This is a genomic window from Streptomyces sp. NBC_00086, assembly GCF_026343255.1.
Taxonomy (GTDB): domain Bacteria; phylum Actinomycetota; class Actinomycetes; order Streptomycetales; family Streptomycetaceae; genus Streptomyces.
Genome location: NZ_JAPELZ010000001.1, coordinates 893,442 through 911,206 on the forward strand (window position 1 = coordinate 893,442; position 17,765 = coordinate 911,206).

The window sequence follows — 17,765 nt, forward strand, 5'->3', positions numbered from 1 at the left end:
TCAATGCGTTCGTTCCTGGGAGGGGGATCCTCGGTGACCGTGCTCGTGAATCTGATCGTCACCCTGGGCATGCTGTACGTCGTCCCGGCCGGCCTGCGCCTGATCGATCCGGGCCGGTTCGGCCGGACGGCCCGGCTGTGGCCGCTGTTCGCGGCCCCCGGAGCGGTCTGCCTGTGGCTGCCCCGGGGAGCCCCGGCCACCGCCCTCGCCGCGCTCTACGCGGCGGCCACCCTGACCCTCGCGGTACGGGCCGTGGTCCCGGCGGTACGGGCCCTGGCCCCGTCGGCGCGGAGCGTACCCCGTACCGGCGCACCCGGGCGGGCTCCGGGACCCGCCGAGGTGGCCGTGCTCACCGCACTCGTGGCGCCCTCGGTCGCCGGGACCGCCCTGGTCGCCGAACGCGCCGGACACCGGCTCTTCGGCTTCGACCTGGACATCCTGGCCCTGACCGTGCCGCACTTCCACTTCGCCGGTTTCGCCGCGGCCCTTGTCGCCGGGCTGGTGTGCCGGGCCTCCGCCGCCGGGGCCCTCGCGCGCTGGGCGGCGTACAGCGTGCCGGCCGGGACGGCGCTCGTGCTGCTCGGCTACTTCATCGACGACTGGGCCGAACTGGCGGGCGCGGTGACGCTGACCGGCGGCATGTGGGCGGTGGCCCTGCTGACCTGGCGGGACGTCCGCCCCGGAGCCGCCGTGCGCGACCGGATCACCGGGGCACTGCTCGCGACCTCGGCGGCCGTCCTGGTGGCCACCATGCTGCTCGCCCTGTGGTGGGCGCTCGGAGAGGCCACCGGGATCGTGCACCCGACCCTGACCTGGATGGCCGCCACCCACGGCCTCGGCAACGCCCTCGGCTTCGGCCTGTGCTCGCTGCTGGCCTGGCGCCGGCTGACCACCCGCCGACCCGGACCGCCTGCGGGGGCCGCACCACCCGTCCTCCCCGCACCACCCGCCCTGCCCACCCTGCCCGACCGAACGGAGATCCCGGCATGACCCGCCTCATCAGCGAGGGCCGCAGCACCTTCAACTACCCCGACCGGGGCGCCACCGCCCGGCGGCCGCTGCCCGACGGGTACAACTTCACCCACCACCGCGCCCGGGTCGGGCAGGGGCAGGCCGCCTTCCAGGCCGCCGGGGCCGCCCTCACCACCTTCCGCGCGCACCGCGCCTCGGGCATGCTCGTCACCGCCGGTGCGTTCCCCGTCCGGCCCGGCGACCGGGTCGTGGTCGGGATCGGCATCGGCCCGGTGCGGATCAACGCTCCGTGCGAGGTCATCTGGACCGCCTACGAGCCCCGGCGGACCGGTTTCGCGTACGGGACGCTCACCGGGCATCCCGAGTGCGGCGAGGAGTCCTTCGTGGTGGACATGGAGCCGGACGGCTCGGTGTGGTTCGAGGTGACCGCCTTCAGTCGCCCGGGAAGCTGGTATACCCGCCTCGCCGGCCCGGTCGTCCCCTTCCTCCAGCAGGCCTACGCCCGCCACCTCGGGCGGTACGTGCGACGCCTCGCCACGGGCACCCCGCCCGCGCCGGCCCGATACTGGAGGCGATGGACTGGTTCACGGCACCCGGATACTGGCTGGGGCGGCTGATCTTCCAGCGGGCCCTGGCCGGTGTCTACCTCGTCGCCTTCGCCGGTGCCGCCCTGCAGTTCCGGGCACTGATCGGGGCGCACGGGATGCTGCCCGTGCCGCGCCACCTGCGGTACGTGCCCTTCCGCCGCGCCCCGAGCCTGTTCCACCTGCACTACTCCGACCGGTTCTTCGCCGTCTGCGCCTGGACCGGGGCGGCCCTGGCGGCGGCGCTCGCCGCGGGGGCCGGGGACGCGGTGCCGCTGGGTGCGGCGATGGCGATGTGGGCGCTGCTGTGGCTGCTGTACCTGTCGATCGTCAATGTCGGGCAGACCTGGTACTCCTTCGGCTGGGAGTCCCTGCTGCTGGAGGTCGGCTTCCTGGCCGTGTTCCTCGGCAACGCGCGGGCCGGGCCGCCGGTACTGGTGCTCTGGCTGCTGCGCTGGGTGGTCTTCCGGGTGGAGTTCGGCGCCGGGCTCATCAAGATGCGGGGCGACCCCTGCTGGCGCCGGCTCACCTGCCTGTACTTCCATCACGAGACGCAGCCGATGCCCGGTCCGCTGAGCTGGTTCTTCCACCATCTGCCGAAGCCGCTGCACCGGGTGGAGTGCGCCGCGAACCACGTGACCCAACTGGTCGTGCCCGTCCTGCTGTTCACCCCGCAGCCGGTGGCCTCGTACGCCGCCGGGATCATCGTGGCGACCCAGCTGTGGCTGGTGGTGTCGGGGAACTTCGCCTGGCTGAACTGGATCACGATCACGGCGGCCCTGCCGGCCTTCGACTTCAGCGCGCTCGCGGGCGACCCGCCGTCGGCCGCCTCCCGGGAGGGGCCGCTCTGGTACGTGGTGCTCGTGTGCGCGACGACCGCGCTGGTGCTCGTGCTGAGCCGGCATCCGGTGGCCAACATGATCTCCCGCGGCCAGGTCATGAACCGGTCCTTCGACCCCCTCCACCTGGTCAACACCTACGGGGCGTTCGGCACGGTGGGCCGGATCCGCGAGGAGGTGGTGGTGGAGGGGACCGCGGACCGGCGGCCCCGGGAGGACGGCGCGTGGCGGGAGTACGGGTTCAAGGGCAAGCCGGGCGACGTGCGCCGGATCCCGCGCCAGTTCGCCCCGTACCACCTGCGCCTCGACTGGCTCATGTGGTTCGCGGCGCTCTCCCCGGGCTACGCCCGCGACTGGTTCGGGCCGTTCGTGGAGCGACTGCTGGCGGGCGACCGGGACACCCTGAAGCTGATCCGGTACAACCCCTTCCCGGACGCACCGCCGCTCTACGTCCGGGCACGGCTGTACCGCTACCGGTTCACGACCTGGCGGGAACTGCGCGAGACCGGGGCGTGGTGGCACCGCACACTGGTGCGCGAGTACCTGCCGCCGACCCGGCTCGCGGAGGCGTCCTGGTCGCAGCCCCGGTCAGAGCCCGAGTAGCGCCGCCTCCCGCTCCGCCGATATGCCCTTCATCGGCCGGTCGGAGCGCAGGGGAGCGACTCCGCCGAGGGACTGCAGCCAGGTCCAGGTGTCGGCCGCGGTCTCCTCCACGGGGCGGCAGACGAGGCCCGCCGCCAGGGCCTTGGTGACGTCCCCGCCGAACATGAAGTCGTGCATTTCGCCTTCGAGAACCCAGACGGGCAGCTCGATCCAGGGCTCGACGCCGGCCTTCTCGAGCACCTCGGCGTCGATCCAGCGCGGTTCCGCGTCGGAGCCGGTGGCGGCGGCGCAGGCCTCCAGGAAGCCGGCCATGGTGGTGTGGCCGACCGGGGAGATCGCGTTGTAGGCCCCGCCGAGACCGGCCTCCGCCGCGTCGAGGGACCAGCGCGCGAGGTCGCGTACGTCGATGTACTGGAGCGGCAGGTCGGGGCGCCCGGGCGCGAGGAAGGGGCCGCCGCGGGCGACTCGGTTCAGCCACCAGGGCAGCCGGCCGACGTTCTCGTACGGGCCGATGATCAGCCCGGCGCGCACCAGCAGGGCGCGGTCGCCGAAGGCGTCCAGGGCGGCGAGTTCACCGCCGCGCTTGTCCGCCGGGTAGGCGGTGGCCTCCGCGTCGGGCGAGCCCTCCACCAGCGGGCCGCCCTCGTCCAGACCGGCGGGGGCGGGGTAGGCGTACACCGAGCGGCTGGATATGTACACGTACTGGCCGACCCGGCCGGACAGCAGGCGGGCGCTGTCGCGCACGGCGGTGGGCGCGCTGCCCCAGGTGTCGACGACGAGGTCCCACTCCCCCTCGGCGAGGGCGTCCAGGCCGCCGGGGGCGGTGCGGTCCCCGTGCAGGGCCGTGGTCCCCGGCGGCGGCGCGTGGTGCCCGCGGTGGAAGACGGTGACGTCCCACCCGCGGCTCAGGGCGTCTTCGGTGATCGCGCGCCCGACGAATTCGGTTCCACCCAGCATCAGCAGCTTCATGCGGGTCAGCCTGCCCGGGACCGGGGGTGCGCATAACCCTTGATCGCCCACAGCGATGACGCCCACGGCGTACCGCTAGCGGGAACTTCCGGGCGCCCTGCGACATGTAAGGGACCCGCCACCGATCCCCCGCCGAAGGCTTCCTGAGGGCCGGTCAGCCGTGGAGGACAGGCCTCCGCCCGCCGCCCCGGGTCTTCACACCGGGGACGACGGGCGGACCGCACCGTACGGGTCTGGAGGGTGTCTAGTCGATGCCGGGCAGGATGTGCGGCTCCGCGAGGTCGTCCTCGTAGCCGGCGAGACGGATCGGAGCGGACCGGGCCCAGACCTCCAGGTTGCCGAGGGTCTCGGGGCGCTTCGTGCTCCGCGTCCCCGTCCGTTCTCCGGCTGCCTTGTCGGTCGTCGTCAGTTCTGGCGTCACCGCGCACTCCTTTGTGTCGCGTAACCCGGCGCGCGAACCGCGCGTCGGTGCGGGAAGAGGGGTTTCCGGACGCGGTGGCGCCTTGGTGGAGCGAGTGCCCGTGTGGGGCTCTCATGGCGTTCAGAGTACACATATGAGCGCACCCCCGCTCGATGGAAAGGTAAAATCCGCTCCGGACAGCTTGTTTTCTCCACGAGTTCATCACCTCGCACGGCGGCGCGTCGTGTAGGGCTGATCTGCTCGACGGCGCCATACGGGTGATGCGCGGTCGGGCGACGGAAGGATCGACAGTGGCGAAGTCCGAAGTGCCGGTGGACGTCGGAAGCGTCGGGGAACTGATGGACCTGTTGCGCGGTGGGCATGCCGACGAGCATGGCGACGGCCACGGGCTGCGGGTGGCGGCGCTGCTGCGCCGTTCGCACCCCTTCGACAAGGAACTGCAGGTCGCGGGGCTGTTGATCGACCACCCCGCGGAGGCGATCCGCCCCCTGCTGGGCGAGCGGGTGGCACGGCTCGTACGCCTCAACGGACCCGGCGCACCGGCCCCCGGACCGGACCCCGACGCGGAGTCCCTCGCGCACGCGGCCGAAGCGGGCCGGTCCGCGGGCCTGGACGCGGGCGTGCTGGAGGACTGGCGCCCGGTGCTGGAACTGGTCGCCGCGGGGGCCTACGGCCGCACGGCCTGAACGGGGAGCGCCCCCGGCCGCCCTCACGGGGAGGGGGACCGGGGGCGCTCATGTGAGACGGGGCAGGTGGCAAGCGGCACGGGGCAGGCGGCGCGGATCGGGCGCCCCCCGTACGCGCGGCCTACCAGTTGGCGGGTGCGTAGTCCTTGAGGAAGACGCCGTACAGGTCCTCGCCGAGCTCGCCGCGGACGATCGGGTCGTAGACCCGGGCCGCACCGTCGACCAGGTCGAGGGGGGCGTGGAAGCCCTCCTCGGCGAGGCGGAGCTTGTCGAAGTGCGGGCGCTCGTCGGTGATCCAGCCCGTGTCGACCGAGGTCATCAGGATCCGGTCGGCCTGGAACATCTCCTGGCCGCTGGTCCGCGTCACCATGTTCATCGCGGCCTTGGCCGCGTTGGTGTTCGGGTGTCCCGCGCCCTTGTAGCCGCGGCTGAAGACGCCCTCCATCGCGGAGACGTTCACGATGTACGCCCGCCCGCCGTCCGACTTCCGGGCCGCCTCGGCCATGGCAGGCCGCAGCGCGCTGATCAGGATGAACGGCGAGGTGTAGTTGCACAGCTGGGTTTCGAGCAGCTCCACCGGGGAGATCTGGTCGATGGTCTGCACCCAGGTGTTGCTGTCGACGACATCGGGCAGCAGGCCGCCCGCGTCGATGGCGGTTCCGGCGATGTGGCGCTCCAGGCTGGCATTGCCCGCGACCAGGGCCAGGTCGGCGACCTGCTGCGCCTCGAGCCCGCTCACGCCGATGGGCAGGGCCGCCAGGCCGTCGACCGCTCCGGAGTTGAAGGCGCCGATGACGTGGTGGGAGGGAAGCTCGCCGGCCGGCAGCGGGGCGCTCTCCCCCTCGACCAGCGCCGCGTATGCGCTGGGCAGGCGGCGTACGGTCTGCGTCGCGTTGTTGATCAGGATGTCGAGCGGGCCGGCCGCGGCCACCTGGTCGGCGAGGGCCACGGACTGGGCCGGGTCGCGAAGGTCGATGCCGACGACCTCCAGGCGGTGCATCCAGTCCGCGGAGTCCTCCATCGCCTTGAAGCGGCGGATGGCGTCCTTGGGGAAGCGGGTGGTGATCGTGGTGTGGGCGCCGTCGCGCAGCAGCCGCAGCGCGATGTACATGCCGATCTTGGCCCGGCCGCCGGTGAGCAGGGCGCGCTTGCCGGTGAGGTCGGCGCGGGCCTCCCGCTTGGTCCGGTTCAGGGTGGCGCAGTCCTGGCAGAGCTGGTGGTAGAAGTAGTCGACCTCGACGTAGCGCGTCTTGCAGACGTAGCAGGAGCGAGGGCGCTGGAGGATTCCGGCGATCCGTCCGGCCTCCGTGACCGAGGAGGGCAGCAGGCCCTCGGTCTCGTCGTCGATGCGCTCGGCGGAGCCGGTCGCGGTCGCCTCGGTGACGGCCCTGTCGTTGGCGGTCTTGGCGGCGCGGCGGTCCTGGCGGCGGCGCTGCTTGACCGTCCGGTACAGCCCGGCGGTGGCGCGGCGCACGGTGATCGCGTCCGGGTGGTCGACGTCGAGCTTGTCGAGCTCGTCGAGCACGCTCAGGCAGAGGGCCAGGCGGTCCGGGTCGATGCCGGGCCCGAAGGCGTGGCCCTGCTCCTGGCTGTCTTCGGTCACCGTCATACCCGCTGCGTTCCTTGATCAGTCGTCCGCGTCCGCCGGATGCGGAAGTCCCCAAAAGGGCTAGTGTACGGATCCCCCGGGCGGGAAGACAAACGCACGCCCGCGCTCGCGACTACTGCGTTCGGAGTACGACCAGGGGCGTACCCGTGCCCGCCTTCAGGGGGAGGAATAGCTCTCCCGACTCGGGCATTGTGACTTTTATGAGTGCCCTAGCGTTTTCGGTCCTGCTGTGCCTGGTGTCCGCCGTGGCGTATGCGGCCGGAGCGATCGTCCAGGAGCGGGTCGCGTCCGGTACGACGGGCCGGCCGTACGCGCCGGTGCGCCGGCCCGCCTGGTACGCCGCGATCGCGCTGAACGGCCTCGGCGCCCTGCTGCACGTGGTGGCGCTGGCCTACGGGCCGCTGAGCCTGGTGCAGCCGCTCGGTGCCCTCACCATCGTCTTCGCGCTCCCGATGGCAGCTGTTTTCGTACGACGCCGGGCCGGAGCGGCCGCCTGGCGCGGGGCCGTCCTGGCCACGGCCGGGCTGGCGGGCCTGCTGGCCCTGACGGGCGGGGGCGGGCGGGCCGAGCAGTCCCTGTCGGGCGGGGAGCAGAGCCTGCTCCTGACGGCGACCGGCGCCCTGGTGTCCGTACTGTTCCTGGCCGCGCGCCGGGTGCGGCGGGTCACCGCGCACAGCGTGCTGCTGGCCACCGCGGCGGGGGCCGCCTTCGGGATGGCCTCGGTGTTCACGAAGTCGGTGGCGGAGAGCTTCGCCCCGGACGCGCTGGTCACGCTGTGGCCGGAGCTGACCGCGATCGCCGCGCTGGCCGCCACCGGACTGCTGCTGTCGCAGGCGGCCTACCGCGGCGCCGGGCTGACCGCGCCGCTGGCCACCGTGACGGTGGCCAATCCGGTGGTCGCGGCGGCGGTCGGCATCGCACTGTTCGACGAGGGCTTCCGCTACGGGACGGCCGGCGTCGCCGCGGCGCTGGTGAGCGCGGCGGCGGCGGCGACCGGGCTCGTCCTGCTCACCGTCGCGCCCCGGGGCGCGCGTGGGCTCGTACCGTCGGAACCGGCGCCGGCCACGGCTCCGGCCGTGGCCCCGGCCCGGACTCCGGCTTCCGCCGGGGCCCCGGCTCCGGTCCCGTCCTCAGATGGAGACTCCGTGGGCCCGCAGGTACTTCAGCGGGTCGATGTCGGTGCCGTAGCCGGGGCCCGTGCGCATCTCGAAGTGCAGGTGCGGCCCGGTCGAGTTGCCGGTCGAGCCGGAGCGGCCGATCCGCTGCCCGCCGGAGACCGCCGAGCCGGCCTTGACCGAGAGCGCCGAGAGGTGCGCGTACTGGGAGTACCGGCCGTCGGTGTGCCGGATGACGACCTGGTACCCGTACGCACCGGCCCAGCCCGCTGAGACGACCTGCCCGCTGCTGACGGCCTTGACGGAGGTGCCGGTGGCCACCGGGAAGTCCACGCCGGTGTGGTAGCCGCTGGACCAGGACGAGCCCGAGACCCGGTAGCCGGTGCCGAGGCCCGCGTCGACCGGGGCGCTGAAGGCTCCGGAGGGGGTCTGCGGTTTTTCGTCCGGCTTCTCGGCAGGCTTTCCGGCCGGTTTCCTTCCCGCCTGCTCGGCGGGTTTCGTCGGCGCCACGGGCTTCACGGGCTCTGCCGTGCGAGGCGGCTTCTCCGGGTTCGGCGCGGGCGGCGCGACCGGTGCGGCCGTGACGCGCAGGGTGAGCCGCTGCCCGGGGAAGATCAGGTCCGGATCGCCGCCGACGACGGCCCGGTTGGTCGCGTACAGGGACTGCCAGCCGCCCTCGACGTGCTGCTCGGTGGCGATCTCCGACAGCGAGTCCCCGGGAGCGACGACGTAGGGGCTGGGCAGGACGGGAGTCCCGGCCGGGCGGGGCGTCGTGCTCTGCGGAGCGGCCTTCGCGGCCGGCTTCGGAGCGGCCTTCGGGGCGGCCTGAGCCGCGACCTTCGGAGCCGTCGCCTTCCCCGGGCCCGTCGCCTTGCCCTGCGCACCGAGCGCGGGGGCCGGGCCGCTGCGGCTGAGTCCGGCCTGCTTCCCGCAGACCGGCCAGGCCTGCGGCCCCTGACCCTTCAGCACCTTCTCCGCCACGGCGATCTGCTGTTCCTTGGTGGCCAGATCGGCGCGGGCCGCGTACGCGGCTCCGCCGAAGGCGCGCCAGGTGCTCTGGCTGAACTGCAGTCCGCCGTAGTAGCCGTTGCCGGTGTTGATGTGCCAGTTGCTCGTGGATTCGCAGGCGGCGACCTTGCTCCACGTGTCCAGCGAGGCGGCGTGCGCCGTGCCCGCTCCGATCAGGGGCAGTGCTATTCCGGCCCCGCCGGCGGTGACGACGAGCGAAGCACGGTTGATGCTGCTCGGCTGATACCGGCGGTGCCGGCCCCGTACACCCATGGGAGCCCCCATCGAAGACATCAGGAATCTCGCAACCTAACGCCACGACCGGGGCATGACAAGGCGAACAACACAACGCGTTCGGGCGGAAGTTGGTTTCGCGCCGAATGTGGGACACCGGTAAGGATCTCCGCCGGGGTAGCGTCGGTGTTCCTGCATTCCTCCGCACATCGAATGCACTGTCGACGCACTCAGGAGCGCACGCACATGACCAGCAGCACGGCCCAGATCGGCGTCACCGGACTCGCGGTGATGGGCAGCAACCTCGCCCGCAACTTCGCCCGCAACGGCTTCACCGTCGCCGTCCACAACCGCACCACCGCCAAGACCACGGCGCTCGTGGAGGAGTTCGGGCACGAGGGCTCCTTCGTGGCCGCCGGGTCCGCGAAGGAGTTCGTGGACGCGCTGGAGCGCCCGCGCCGTCTGATCATCATGGTGAAGGCCGGTGAGCCGACCGACGCGGTGATCCGCGAGTTCGCCCCGCTGCTGGAGCCGGGCGACGTGATCATCGACGGCGGGAACGCCCACTTCGAGGACACCCGCCGCCGTGAGAAGGAGCTGCGCGAGCAGGGCCTGCACTTCGTGGGCGTCGGCATCTCGGGCGGCGAGGAGGGCGCGCTGCTCGGCCCGAGCATCATGCCCGGCGGATCCGAGGAGTCCTACGCCTCGCTCGGCCCGCTGCTGGAGAAGATCTCCGCCAAGGCCGCCGACGGCACCCCCTGCACCTCGCACGTGGGCCCCGACGGCGCCGGGCACTTCGTGAAGATGGTGCACAACGGCATCGAGTACGCCGACATGCAGCTGATCGCGGAGGCCTACCACCTGCTGCGCGCGGTGGCCGGCTACTCCCCCGCGAAGATCGCCGAGACCTTCCGCTCCTGGAACAGGGGCCGGCTGGATTCGTACCTGATCGAGATCACCGCCGAGGTGCTCGCGCACACGGACGCCGCGACCGGTCTGCCGTTCGTGGACGTGGTCGCCGACGCCGCCGAGCAGAAGGGCACCGGCCGCTGGACCGTGCAGATCGCCCTCGACCTGGGCGTGCCGGTGTCCGGAATCGCCGAGGCGGTCTTCGCCCGTGCGGTTTCGGGCCACGGGGAGCTGCGTACGGCCGCGCGGGGGCTGGCCGGCCCGGAGGCGGAGCCGCTCTCCGCCGAGGCCGCGGACGCCTTCGCCGCCCAGGTGGAGCAGGCCCTGTACGCCTCGAAGATCGTCTCGTACACGCAGGGCTTCCACCAGATCCAGGCCGGCAGCGAGGAGTACGGCTGGGGCGTGGACCCGGGCGCCGTGGCCTCGCTGTGGCGCGGGGGCTGCATCATCCGGGCCGCGTTCCTGGACCGGATCCGCGCCGCGTACGACGCCCGGCCGGAGCTGCCGAGCCTGCTGGCGGACGCGGGCTTCGCCGACGAGATCGGCGCCGCCCAGCACGACTGGCGCGAGGTGCTGGTGGCGGCGGTCCGCCAGGGCATCCCGGTGCCGGCCTTCGCGGCCTCGCTGGCGTACTACGACGCCCTGCGCTCGGAGCGGCTCCCGGCGGCCCTGACCCAGGGGCAGCGCGACTTCTTCGGGGCGCACACCTACCGGCGCACCGACCGCGAGGGCTCGTACCACACGCTGTGGAGCGGCGACCGCTCCGAAGTCCGTACGGACTGACGCGGCAGGGCGACCTGGACCGGCCGGGCCGGTTCCGGGCCGGCTCAGCGGCTCCGCGTCAGCTCAGCGGCTCGGGCGCGGGCTGCGGCGCGGGGCCGGGCGGCGGCGGAATCGGGTCGGGCTCGGGCACCGGACCCGGCGTCGGCGGCTCGGGCCGCGGCAGCGGTCCCGGATCCGGGAACGGATTCGGGACCGGGACCGGGGCGGGGACGGGAGGCTGTGTCATACCTCCAGCCTCCCCCGGTCCCGGTCCCGGCGCCCGCCGGGCAGGCCCCGCGGGCCCGGCAAGATCCGGAAGAGACCGCCTAGTCCCCCAGAGCGGCCGCGAGGCCGGAAGCGGGGCTGGCCAGGACTGGCACGGCGGTGGTGACCAGGGCCTGCGCGCCCGCCATGGACACCTGGGCGAGGACGATGACGTCCGCATCCGCGACCTCGTCCGCCGCGGCGGCCACGAGCCCGAGACACCCGGCCGCGTCGCCCGCCGCGAAGCGGTCCCAGGCCCCGTCGACCACGCGGGTACGGATCGACACCGGGCGGCCGGCCCTCCCGGCCTCCTCCTCCAGCAGCTCCACCGTCGGGGCCAGCGTCGACTCCACGGTGGCCAGTACGAGGATCCGCGGCCCGGTACGGACCGCGGCGGCCGCCAGCGGGCGGTCGACCCGGAGCACCGGCACGCCGAGCTCCCCGGCCAGCGACTCGCCGACGGCGCCGATCGAGGAGCAGGTGACCAGGACGGGCCCGCCGGAGCCCGCCAGCAGCTCCCGCACGGCCGGGGTCTGCGACGCGGGCCCCAGCACGCGGGCCCGATCCAGCAGCTCCGGCACCACCAGGTGGCGCAGGACGGCGCCCGGGTGGTGCCGGTCGCGCAGGGCGTCGAAGACCGGCACGTGCACGGGCGAGGTGTGCAGCAGGGTCAGGTCCGGCGCGGCGGGCGTCACCACAGGTCGGAGTCCGAGTCGAGCTGCGCCTTGGCGGCGGCCACCACCCCGGTCGGCGCCTCGGGCGCCTGCTCGGGGTGTTTGGCGGCCCAGCTCGCGGCATACGGGCAGAGCGGGACGACGGGCACGCCCTCGTCGGCCGCGATCCCGTAGAAGGTCTTCACCAGGTTCCCGGCGATCCCGCGGCCCTCGTGCCCCGGTTCGACGATGGTGTGGACCGCCACGAGGGCGTGGGGCGACTCGGCGAGCACGAAGTAGGCGATGTGCCCGACCACCGCCCCGTCCTCGACGGCCGACAGCCGCCCGGCCGCCCGGTCGTCCACGATCTTGATCGATTCGCTCGACCCGGTCTGCGACATCGTCCCGACTCCCCTCAGACAGCCACGGCGTGGGGGCTGCGCTTCTGGTCCGTTCCCGGAACCGGGGCGGACGGATCCACACCCAGCTCGATGATGCGATTGTCGCCGTCGACGTGAACGACGCGCGGCTCGAACACGCGCGCCTCGGCGTCCTCCATCTGCCCGTAGCTGATGAGGATGACCAGGTCACCGGGGTGCACGAGGTGCGCGGCGGCCCCGTTGATCCCGATGACCCCGGATCCGCGCTCGCCCCGGATGACGTAGGTCTCCAGCCGTGCCCCGTTGGTGATGTCCACGATGTGCACGAGCTCGCCGGGCAGCAGATCCGCCGCGTCGAGGAGATCGGCGTCGATGGTCACGGACCCGACGTAGTGCAGGTCGGCCTGGGTGACGGTGGCCCGGTGGATCTTGGACTTGAACATGGTGCGCAGCATGAACTCACTCCCGGTTTGTCTGCTCCCTGCCTGCTTCGCAGGTCAAGGGCGGTCTCCGCAGATTACAACCCATCGCGTGTCCGGTCAGCTCTTCCACGTCTGCTCATCCCACGCCTGCTCATCCCACGTCTGCTCTTCCCACGTCTGCTCTTCCCAGGACTCTCGGCGCCCTTCTCGCCCCACCGCCCGGGTCAGTGCCCGGCGGGTCCACCCGGAGGGAACCGGATGGACCGGCCGGGCCGGTGACGCGATCGGCTACGGAGATACCGGCGTGCCGCCGAAAGTGACGGCGAGCCGGCCGTCGGCGGCGAAGGACCAGTTCAGGGCGCCGGTGAAGGAGGAGCACCGCGATCCGTTGGAGCCGGACCAGAACTGGTTCGAGCTGTCGGCGTCGCCGATGGTCCTGTCGTTCGTGCCGCTGCCGCTGCGGCACGAGACGTTGTTGCGGAACACCGAAGTACCCGCATCGAAGGAGTAGTTGCGCTGAGCGTTGTCGATGCTGACGTTGGCCGACACCGACATGGTGCCGGGGTTGCTGTTGTACGTGAACCCGTGCTTGCCGTTGCGATAGGCGATGCTGCGCCGGACGACGTGGTCGACCTTGATGTCCTCTCCGCCGAGCTTGTAGCCGTTGCGGTCACCGTTGGAGTTCACGGTGCCGTCGGAGAGGGTGCCGTTGCCGTAGGCGAGGGAGTCCTCGATGGTGACCGGACCGATGGGGCCGGTGTCGGTCTTGGTGTAGAGGTCCCAGCCGTCGTCGATGTTGTTGTGGGCCACCGCGTAGCGGAAGACGTTCCCGGGACCGACGGTCAGCTTCGCCGCGAAGCCGTCGGCGTCCTCGCCGTCGGAATCGGCGTTGTCGTGCGACTCCGCGCTCAGCACGAGGTTGTTGGAGGGCCACTGGTCGCGCGGGGTGGTGGAGGCCATCCGCGAGAGCTGCAGCCCGGTGTCCCGGTTGAAGCGCGTCACCGTGCGCTCGAAGACGTTGTTGCTGCCGCCGACGAAGATCCCGTTGTCACCGGCTCGTTCGACCACGATGCCCTTGACGTGCCAGTACGACCCGTTCACGGCGAGCCCCCGGTTCGCCGGGTCCTCGGCCATGGCCGAGAAGTTCAGCACCGGCTGCTCACCGGGGTAGGCGGACAGCTGTGTGCGGGCGCTCGGCGTCCCGTTCCTGCCCTGCGGGATGGTGATCGTCTGGGAGTAGCGGTAGGTCCCGCCACGCAGGTAGATCGTTCCACCGGCAGGGACGCGGCTGATCGCCGAGGTGAGCGTGGTCGGGGCCGATTGCGTACCGTCCGCGCCATCGCTGCCGTTCGGCGCCACGTACAGCGCGGCGCCCGTCGGCGGCGGGGTGGTGTCGTCCACCTCGACGTCGAGGGAGTCGACGTTGGGCAGGCCCGCGGAGGCCGTGGGGCTGAGCCGGATGGTGTTGCTGCCCGACGCGAGGGGCAGCGCGAGCGTCTTCGTCGCCCATGTCGCCCAGGTGCCGGTGCTCTCGAACGAAGCGGATGCGGCCGCCGAGCCGTTCACCGTGACGGCCGCGGGCCTTGCGGTGGTGGTCCCGTTGGCGAAGCGGACCTTCAGCGTCGCGGTACCCGAGGTGGGGGCGTTCACCGTGAACTGAGCGTAGGAACCGACCGCGTTGGTCCCGTTGCAGAATCCGCTGCCGGAGTAGCCGGCCCAGTCGGAGTCGATGGTGCCGGTACAGAGCGCGGGCGAGGCCTCGGCCTCGTAGCGGACAGGGGCGGCTGTGGCCGTGCCACCGGGCAGCGCCACGAACGCGCCGACCGCCAGAGCGGCGCAGGCGAGTAAGGACAGGGGGGAGCTCGGTTTCATGGGGGGGGTCTCGTTCCTTCTCCGTGGTCGCCTGTATGCAGGCATGACAGTGCGGCTCTCGACCGAGAAACAGAAAGCGCTTGCTGCACAGGGGACGGCCGCGGGTGTTGACGAAAGTACCGAACGAGGCCGTTCAAGCGTCCCCTGCGCCTCTCCGCAGCCCCGTCACGGGGAATGGCATGCGGCGCGCTCGGTGAGATACAGAAAGCGCTTACTATCCTACGAAGACGTCATGTCCACGTCAATACCGGTGAACGGGTGCCGAGGGGCAGATCATGGATGCGTGGAGGCCGGGCAGGCCCTCTCGGGCTGCCCGGCCTCGTCGTACGCGGAGCCGTCTCCGGGCGGGGCGGCTGCTATTCGAGCAGCTCCGCGTACGAGCCCATGGCCAGGGCGATGTCCGCCTGGGCCCAGAACCGGTGGTACGTGAAGACGGGCGCGGCGCCGCCCGCGAGATAGGCCTCGATCTTCGGCCAGGCCGGGTCGTCCTGGTAGAAGGTGCGGATCGAGGCGAAGGTGGACGAGGGGTTCACCGTGTCGCCGTTCGGCATCGTGCCCGTCCACGCGCTGGGCACGTACACCGGGTTGGCGAAGCGGCTGTAGTCGGTCCGCGTCTCCTGGACGGCGACGCCCAGGGGGTCCTGGTGGTGGGCCCACATGCCGTCGAGGAGGGCCTTCGCGACCCGCTTGGCCTCGGCGTTGCCGGACTTCGCGGCGTAGTAGGTGAGGGTCTTGGCGTAGGCGGCGGCCACGCCCACGTCGTCGGTGTAGTCCGCGACGGTGACGTGCAGGCCCGAGTTGGCGCCGGGCGCCGACGCGTTCCAGGTGTCGGGGGCGCCGGACCACTTGAGGGTGGAGGGGATGCGGTAGGTGCCGTCGGGGTTGACCGTGGTCTTCGACAGGGCCCAGCCGACCCACTTGTCGAGCACGGTCTTGGCGGCGGCGTCCCCCGTCTGCTGGTACAGCTCGGCGACCCGCTCCATCGACCAGGCCTGGAACCCGAACCACTGGTTGGACGCCGGGTCCTGGTAGACGGGCTTCTCGTCGTAGAAGAGCCCGTGGAAGGTGGGGGTCCCGGCCGGGGGCTGCGCGTACCGCCCCTGCCAGCTGTTGGTCGCGCCGCCCGCGATGGCGCCCTCGTCGGACTGGAGCCAGCGGTAGAACTCCAGCTGCCGGTCGAGGCTGGTCGCCCAGTCCGCCGAGCCGGTCGCCGACTTGGGCTTCAGCGGGGCGTACTCGCTCAGCGCGTAGGCGGCGAGCGGGTTCTGGTAGCCGCCGTGGGCGTGGCTGGAGCCGATCCGCCAGGACCAGGCGGCCGCGGTGTCGGTGGCGCCGCCCCAGGCGTAGTACCAGGACATCAGGTAGTGCGCGCTGTCCTTGCCCGTGCCGGCGGGGCAGACGGTCGGGCCGACACAGTTCCCGGCCTTCTTGAAGTACTTGTCGAACATGGAGTACCGCAGGTAGTCGCCCATCTTGGCCGCCTTGGAGACGGTCCCGGTGACCTGGGACCCCTTCCCCTGCTGCTTGGCCCAGATGTCCGCCCAGTACGCGGCCTGGACGGCGCGCGCGTCGGCGTCCGGGGCGTTGGTGAACTTCCACTGCTTGGCGTAGGAGGAGTCCCCGGTGAAGAGGTCGAGGTAGCCGTTCCTGCCGCCGTAGGCGAACTTGTCGCAGGTGGGGTGCGGAACGGTCTCCCAGACCGACTCCTCGGGTCCGCGCTGGAAGGTGTTGATGTACGAGGGTCCGGTCGCGGTCGGTCCGGCGGAGCACTTTCCGGGCTCGTTGCCGAAGCCGTAGACGTTGTCGACGTCCTGGAGCCAGTGCATGCCGTAGATGTCGTCCGTGCCGTACGCGCTCTTCAGCTCGCCTGCGATCGGGTCCACGCCGGAGGCGACCCCTCCGTCGAGCTTGGCCGGGTACTGCGAGGGAAGGTCGTGCTCGGGGGCGTAGGTGGCGGGCTTGGAGGCGTTGTAGGCGCCGGTCGTGGGCTGGTCGGCATGGGTGGGGATCATGAACTTCTCCATGACGTCCCACGCGCCGTTGAACTTGGTCCAGTCTCCGGTGATCTTCCCGTACATCGCCTGCAGCCAGATCAGGTAGCTGTAGGCCTCCGAGGTGGTCTCGTGCCCCTGGTCCGGGGCCTCCACGATCAGCGTCTCGACGGAGTGGTACGGGATGCCCTCGGGCGAGAAGTAGCCGTTGGCCGGGTTGGTGATCTTCCCGTGGAGGTCGAGGAAGCGGGCGTCGTACGTGGAGTCGGCGGCCAACTGGGCCACCGTCACCTCGGTTGTGGTGTGACCCGGGGCCGTCGCGGTGAAGACGGCGGAGCCGCTGCCGGTGGCCCCGGCGGTGACGGTCACCTTCTGGGCGGTGTTCCAGTTGGCCGGGGTGAAGGTGAGCTCGGCGGGTGTCGCCGTGAGGTCGGTGTTGCCCGAGGCGCGGGCCACGCCCACCGTGACGTTCGCGGCCGGCTGCTTGGAGAGCTTCAGGTCGAAGGCGGCCGTCTCCCCCCGGCGTACGGAGAGCTGCGCGGGGGCCGCGACGAGGGCGGGGCCGGCGGCGACCGTGATGCCGACGGGAGCCGACTCGCCGGAGGCTCCGAGGCTGTCGTAGGCCTTGGCGTAGAGGGAGTGGGCGCCGGCGGCGAGGCCGGTGGCGCCGAGGGTGAAGGGCGCCGTGGTGTCCGTGCCCAGGAGCGTGGTGTCGCTGTAGAACTCGACCTTGCCCACGGTGGCGCCGTCGGCCGCCGCGGCGGTGGCGGCGAGCGGGACAGCGGCGCCCACCGTGTAGACGGCGCCGGGGGCGGGGCTGGTCAGCACGGCGACCGGGGGCTGGTGGGCTCCGGTGCACGGGGTGCCGTTGACCGCGAACGAGGAGGGGGCGGTGTTGGTCCCGCTGTAGCCGAACTGGGCGCCGGCCGTGACGGCCGCGCCTGCGGCGAGGGTCTTGCTCCAGTCCGGAGCCGCGACTCTGACGGTCTTGCCGGACTGGGTCCACGTGCCGTTCCAGCCGTTGGTGAGTTGCTGGTTGCCCGCGTAGTCGTAGGTCAGGGTCCACCCGTCGAGGGTCGTGGCGGACCGGTTGGTGAGGGTGAGCTCGGCGGTGAAGCCCGAACCCCAGTCGTTGGTCTTGTAGTCGACGCTGCACTGCACCGCCGCGGCCGCGGCGGTGGTGGCGCCGACGGCCGTGAGGCCCAGGGGGAGGGAAAGGGCGAGGGCGGTGGCCGATGCCGTCAGCAGTGTGCGACGGACGCGTGGCCTGGGTGGGGGATGTGCGGACATGCGGATGGTTCTCCTCGCGGCTCGGGGAGGGTGGGGGTGGGGGGCGTGCGAAGAGCGGGAGCACAAGTTCCGAATCAGTGGGAGCGCTCCCACTGTGCAGACCCTGCCCAGCTGCGTCAAGATGCGCGAAGAGTCGAAGGTATTCCTCCGAGGAATTTGCTCAACTGTCCGCTATTTGAAGA

Annotated in this window: 14 protein-coding genes and 1 pseudogene; 6 read left to right on the forward strand and 9 right to left on the reverse strand. The window is 72.1% G+C overall.

The window, feature by feature from the left end; genetic code table 11:
- The first annotated feature begins 33 nt into the window (after positions 1-33).
- The 3 genes from OG276_RS04100 to OG276_RS04110 are packed head-to-tail and all read left to right on the forward strand — an operon-like array spanning position 34 to position 2,998.
- Positions 34-990, forward strand: coding sequence for a YndJ family protein (locus tag OG276_RS04100; RefSeq protein ID WP_266902812.1), 957 nt, complete (start codon positions 34-36; stop codon positions 988-990).
- Complete coding sequence (locus tag OG276_RS04105) at positions 987-1,589, forward strand: DUF1990 family protein (RefSeq protein ID WP_266902814.1); 603 nt, start codon at positions 987-989, stop codon at positions 1,587-1,589. Before OG276_RS04100 ends, OG276_RS04105 begins: the two co-directional genes overlap by 4 nt.
- The gene (locus tag OG276_RS04110; protein ID WP_266902815.1) at positions 1,547-2,998 is read left to right on the forward strand and encodes a lipase maturation factor family protein; all 1,452 of its coding nucleotides are present in this window, start codon (positions 1,547-1,549) and stop codon (positions 2,996-2,998) included. Before OG276_RS04105 ends, OG276_RS04110 begins: the two co-directional genes overlap by 43 nt.
- Here the strand turns inward: OG276_RS04110 and OG276_RS04115 are convergent.
- Positions 2,984-3,967, reverse strand: coding sequence for an NAD-dependent epimerase/dehydratase family protein (locus OG276_RS04115; RefSeq protein WP_266902817.1), 984 nt, complete (start codon positions 3,965-3,967; stop codon positions 2,984-2,986). The genes OG276_RS04110 and OG276_RS04115 overlap by 15 nt on opposite strands.
- A 244-nt stretch (positions 3,968-4,211) precedes the next feature.
- A complete protein-coding gene (locus OG276_RS04120; RefSeq protein WP_266902819.1) occupies positions 4,212-4,388 on the reverse strand; it encodes a hypothetical protein in 177 nt (58 codons plus the stop codon).
- 338 nt (positions 4,389-4,726) lie between these two features.
- Here OG276_RS04120 and OG276_RS04125 point away from each other — a divergent pair, with 338 nt between their 5' ends.
- Positions 4,727-5,074: a hypothetical protein gene (locus OG276_RS04125; protein ID WP_266912513.1), complete on the forward strand. Its 348-nt coding sequence runs from the start codon at positions 4,727-4,729 to the stop codon at positions 5,072-5,074.
- Positions 5,075-5,195: 121 nt separating this feature from the next.
- Here the strand turns inward: OG276_RS04125 and OG276_RS04130 are convergent, their stop codons facing one another.
- Positions 5,196-6,683: an SDR family NAD(P)-dependent oxidoreductase gene (locus tag OG276_RS04130; protein ID WP_266902821.1), complete on the reverse strand. Its 1,488-nt coding sequence runs from the start codon at positions 6,681-6,683 to the stop codon at positions 5,196-5,198.
- Between the two features lie 200 nt (positions 6,684-6,883).
- Between OG276_RS04130 and OG276_RS04135 the strand changes: the two are divergent.
- Positions 6,884-7,696, forward strand: a pseudogene (locus tag OG276_RS04135) (DMT family transporter); the annotation flags it as partial.
- A 117-nt stretch (positions 7,697-7,813) separates the two neighbouring features.
- Here the strand turns inward: OG276_RS04135 and OG276_RS04140 are convergent.
- Positions 7,814-9,079, reverse strand: a complete 1,266-nt coding sequence (locus OG276_RS04140) for a transglycosylase family protein (protein ID WP_266902823.1) — start codon at positions 9,077-9,079, stop codon at positions 7,814-7,816.
- Positions 9,080-9,286: 207 nt separating this feature from the next.
- On the opposite strand from OG276_RS04140, the gene gndA reads away from it, so the two are divergent.
- Positions 9,287-10,732 (forward strand): NADP-dependent phosphogluconate dehydrogenase, encoded by a 1,446-nt coding sequence (gene gndA, locus OG276_RS04145; protein ID WP_266902825.1) that lies wholly within the window; start codon positions 9,287-9,289, stop codon positions 10,730-10,732.
- Positions 10,733-11,037: 305 nt separating this feature from the next.
- On the opposite strand, the gene OG276_RS04150 is transcribed toward gndA, so the two are convergent.
- The 5 genes from OG276_RS04150 to OG276_RS04170 form a co-directional block, all read right to left on the reverse strand.
- Positions 11,038-11,673, reverse strand: coding sequence for an arylsulfatase (locus OG276_RS04150; protein ID WP_266902827.1), 636 nt, complete (start codon positions 11,671-11,673; stop codon positions 11,038-11,040).
- On the reverse strand, positions 11,667-12,029 hold the full coding sequence (locus OG276_RS04155; protein ID WP_266902829.1) for a GNAT family N-acetyltransferase: 363 nt from the start codon (positions 12,027-12,029) through the stop codon (positions 11,667-11,669). Before OG276_RS04155 ends, OG276_RS04150 begins: the two co-directional genes overlap by 7 nt.
- Before the next feature lie 14 nt (positions 12,030-12,043).
- The gene (gene panD / locus OG276_RS04160) at positions 12,044-12,463 is read right to left on the reverse strand and encodes an aspartate 1-decarboxylase (RefSeq protein WP_266902831.1); all 420 of its coding nucleotides are present in this window, start codon (positions 12,461-12,463) and stop codon (positions 12,044-12,046) included.
- Positions 12,464-12,718: 255 nt separating this feature from the next.
- Positions 12,719-14,302 carry a carbohydrate-binding protein gene (locus OG276_RS04165; RefSeq protein WP_266902833.1) on the reverse strand — a complete coding sequence of 528 codons (1,584 nt, stop codon included), beginning with the start codon at positions 14,300-14,302 and terminating at the stop codon, positions 12,719-12,721.
- Positions 14,303-14,658: 356 nt separating this feature from the next.
- On the reverse strand, positions 14,659-17,583 hold the full coding sequence (locus OG276_RS04170) for a glycoside hydrolase family 48 protein (RefSeq protein ID WP_266902835.1): 2,925 nt from the start codon (positions 17,581-17,583) through the stop codon (positions 14,659-14,661).
- Positions 17,584-17,765 lie beyond the last annotated feature (182 nt).

Excerpts from the sequence above, each read along its gene's own strand:
- OG276_RS04125 (WP_266912513.1), top strand. The coding sequence starts at position 4,727 with ATGGACCTGTTGCGCGGTGGGCATGCCGACGAGCATGGCGACGGCCAC.
- OG276_RS04110 (WP_266902815.1), top strand. The coding sequence starts at position 1,547 with ATGGACTGGTTCACGGCACCCGGATACTGGCTGGGGCGGCTGATCTTC.
- OG276_RS04155 (WP_266902829.1), bottom strand. The coding sequence starts at position 12,029 with ATGTCGCAGACCGGGTCGAGCGAATCGATCAAGATCGTGGACGACCGG.
- panD (WP_266902831.1), bottom strand. The coding sequence starts at position 12,463 with ATGCTGCGCACCATGTTCAAGTCCAAGATCCACCGGGCCACCGTCACC.
- OG276_RS04130 (WP_266902821.1), bottom strand. The coding sequence starts at position 6,683 with ATGACGGTGACCGAAGACAGCCAGGAGCAGGGCCACGCCTTCGGGCCC.
- OG276_RS04165 (WP_266902833.1), bottom strand. The coding sequence starts at position 14,302 with ATGAAACCGAGCTCCCCCCTGTCCTTACTCGCCTGCGCCGCTCTGGCG.
- OG276_RS04140 (WP_266902823.1), bottom strand. The coding sequence starts at position 9,079 with ATGGGTGTACGGGGCCGGCACCGCCGGTATCAGCCGAGCAGCATCAAC.
- gndA (WP_266902825.1), top strand. The coding sequence starts at position 9,287 with ATGACCAGCAGCACGGCCCAGATCGGCGTCACCGGACTCGCGGTGATG.
- OG276_RS04170 (WP_266902835.1), bottom strand. The coding sequence starts at position 17,583 with ATGTCCGCACATCCCCCACCCAGGCCACGCGTCCGTCGCACACTGCTG.
- OG276_RS04105 (WP_266902814.1), top strand. The coding sequence starts at position 987 with ATGACCCGCCTCATCAGCGAGGGCCGCAGCACCTTCAACTACCCCGAC.
- OG276_RS04115 (WP_266902817.1), bottom strand. The coding sequence starts at position 3,967 with ATGAAGCTGCTGATGCTGGGTGGAACCGAATTCGTCGGGCGCGCGATC.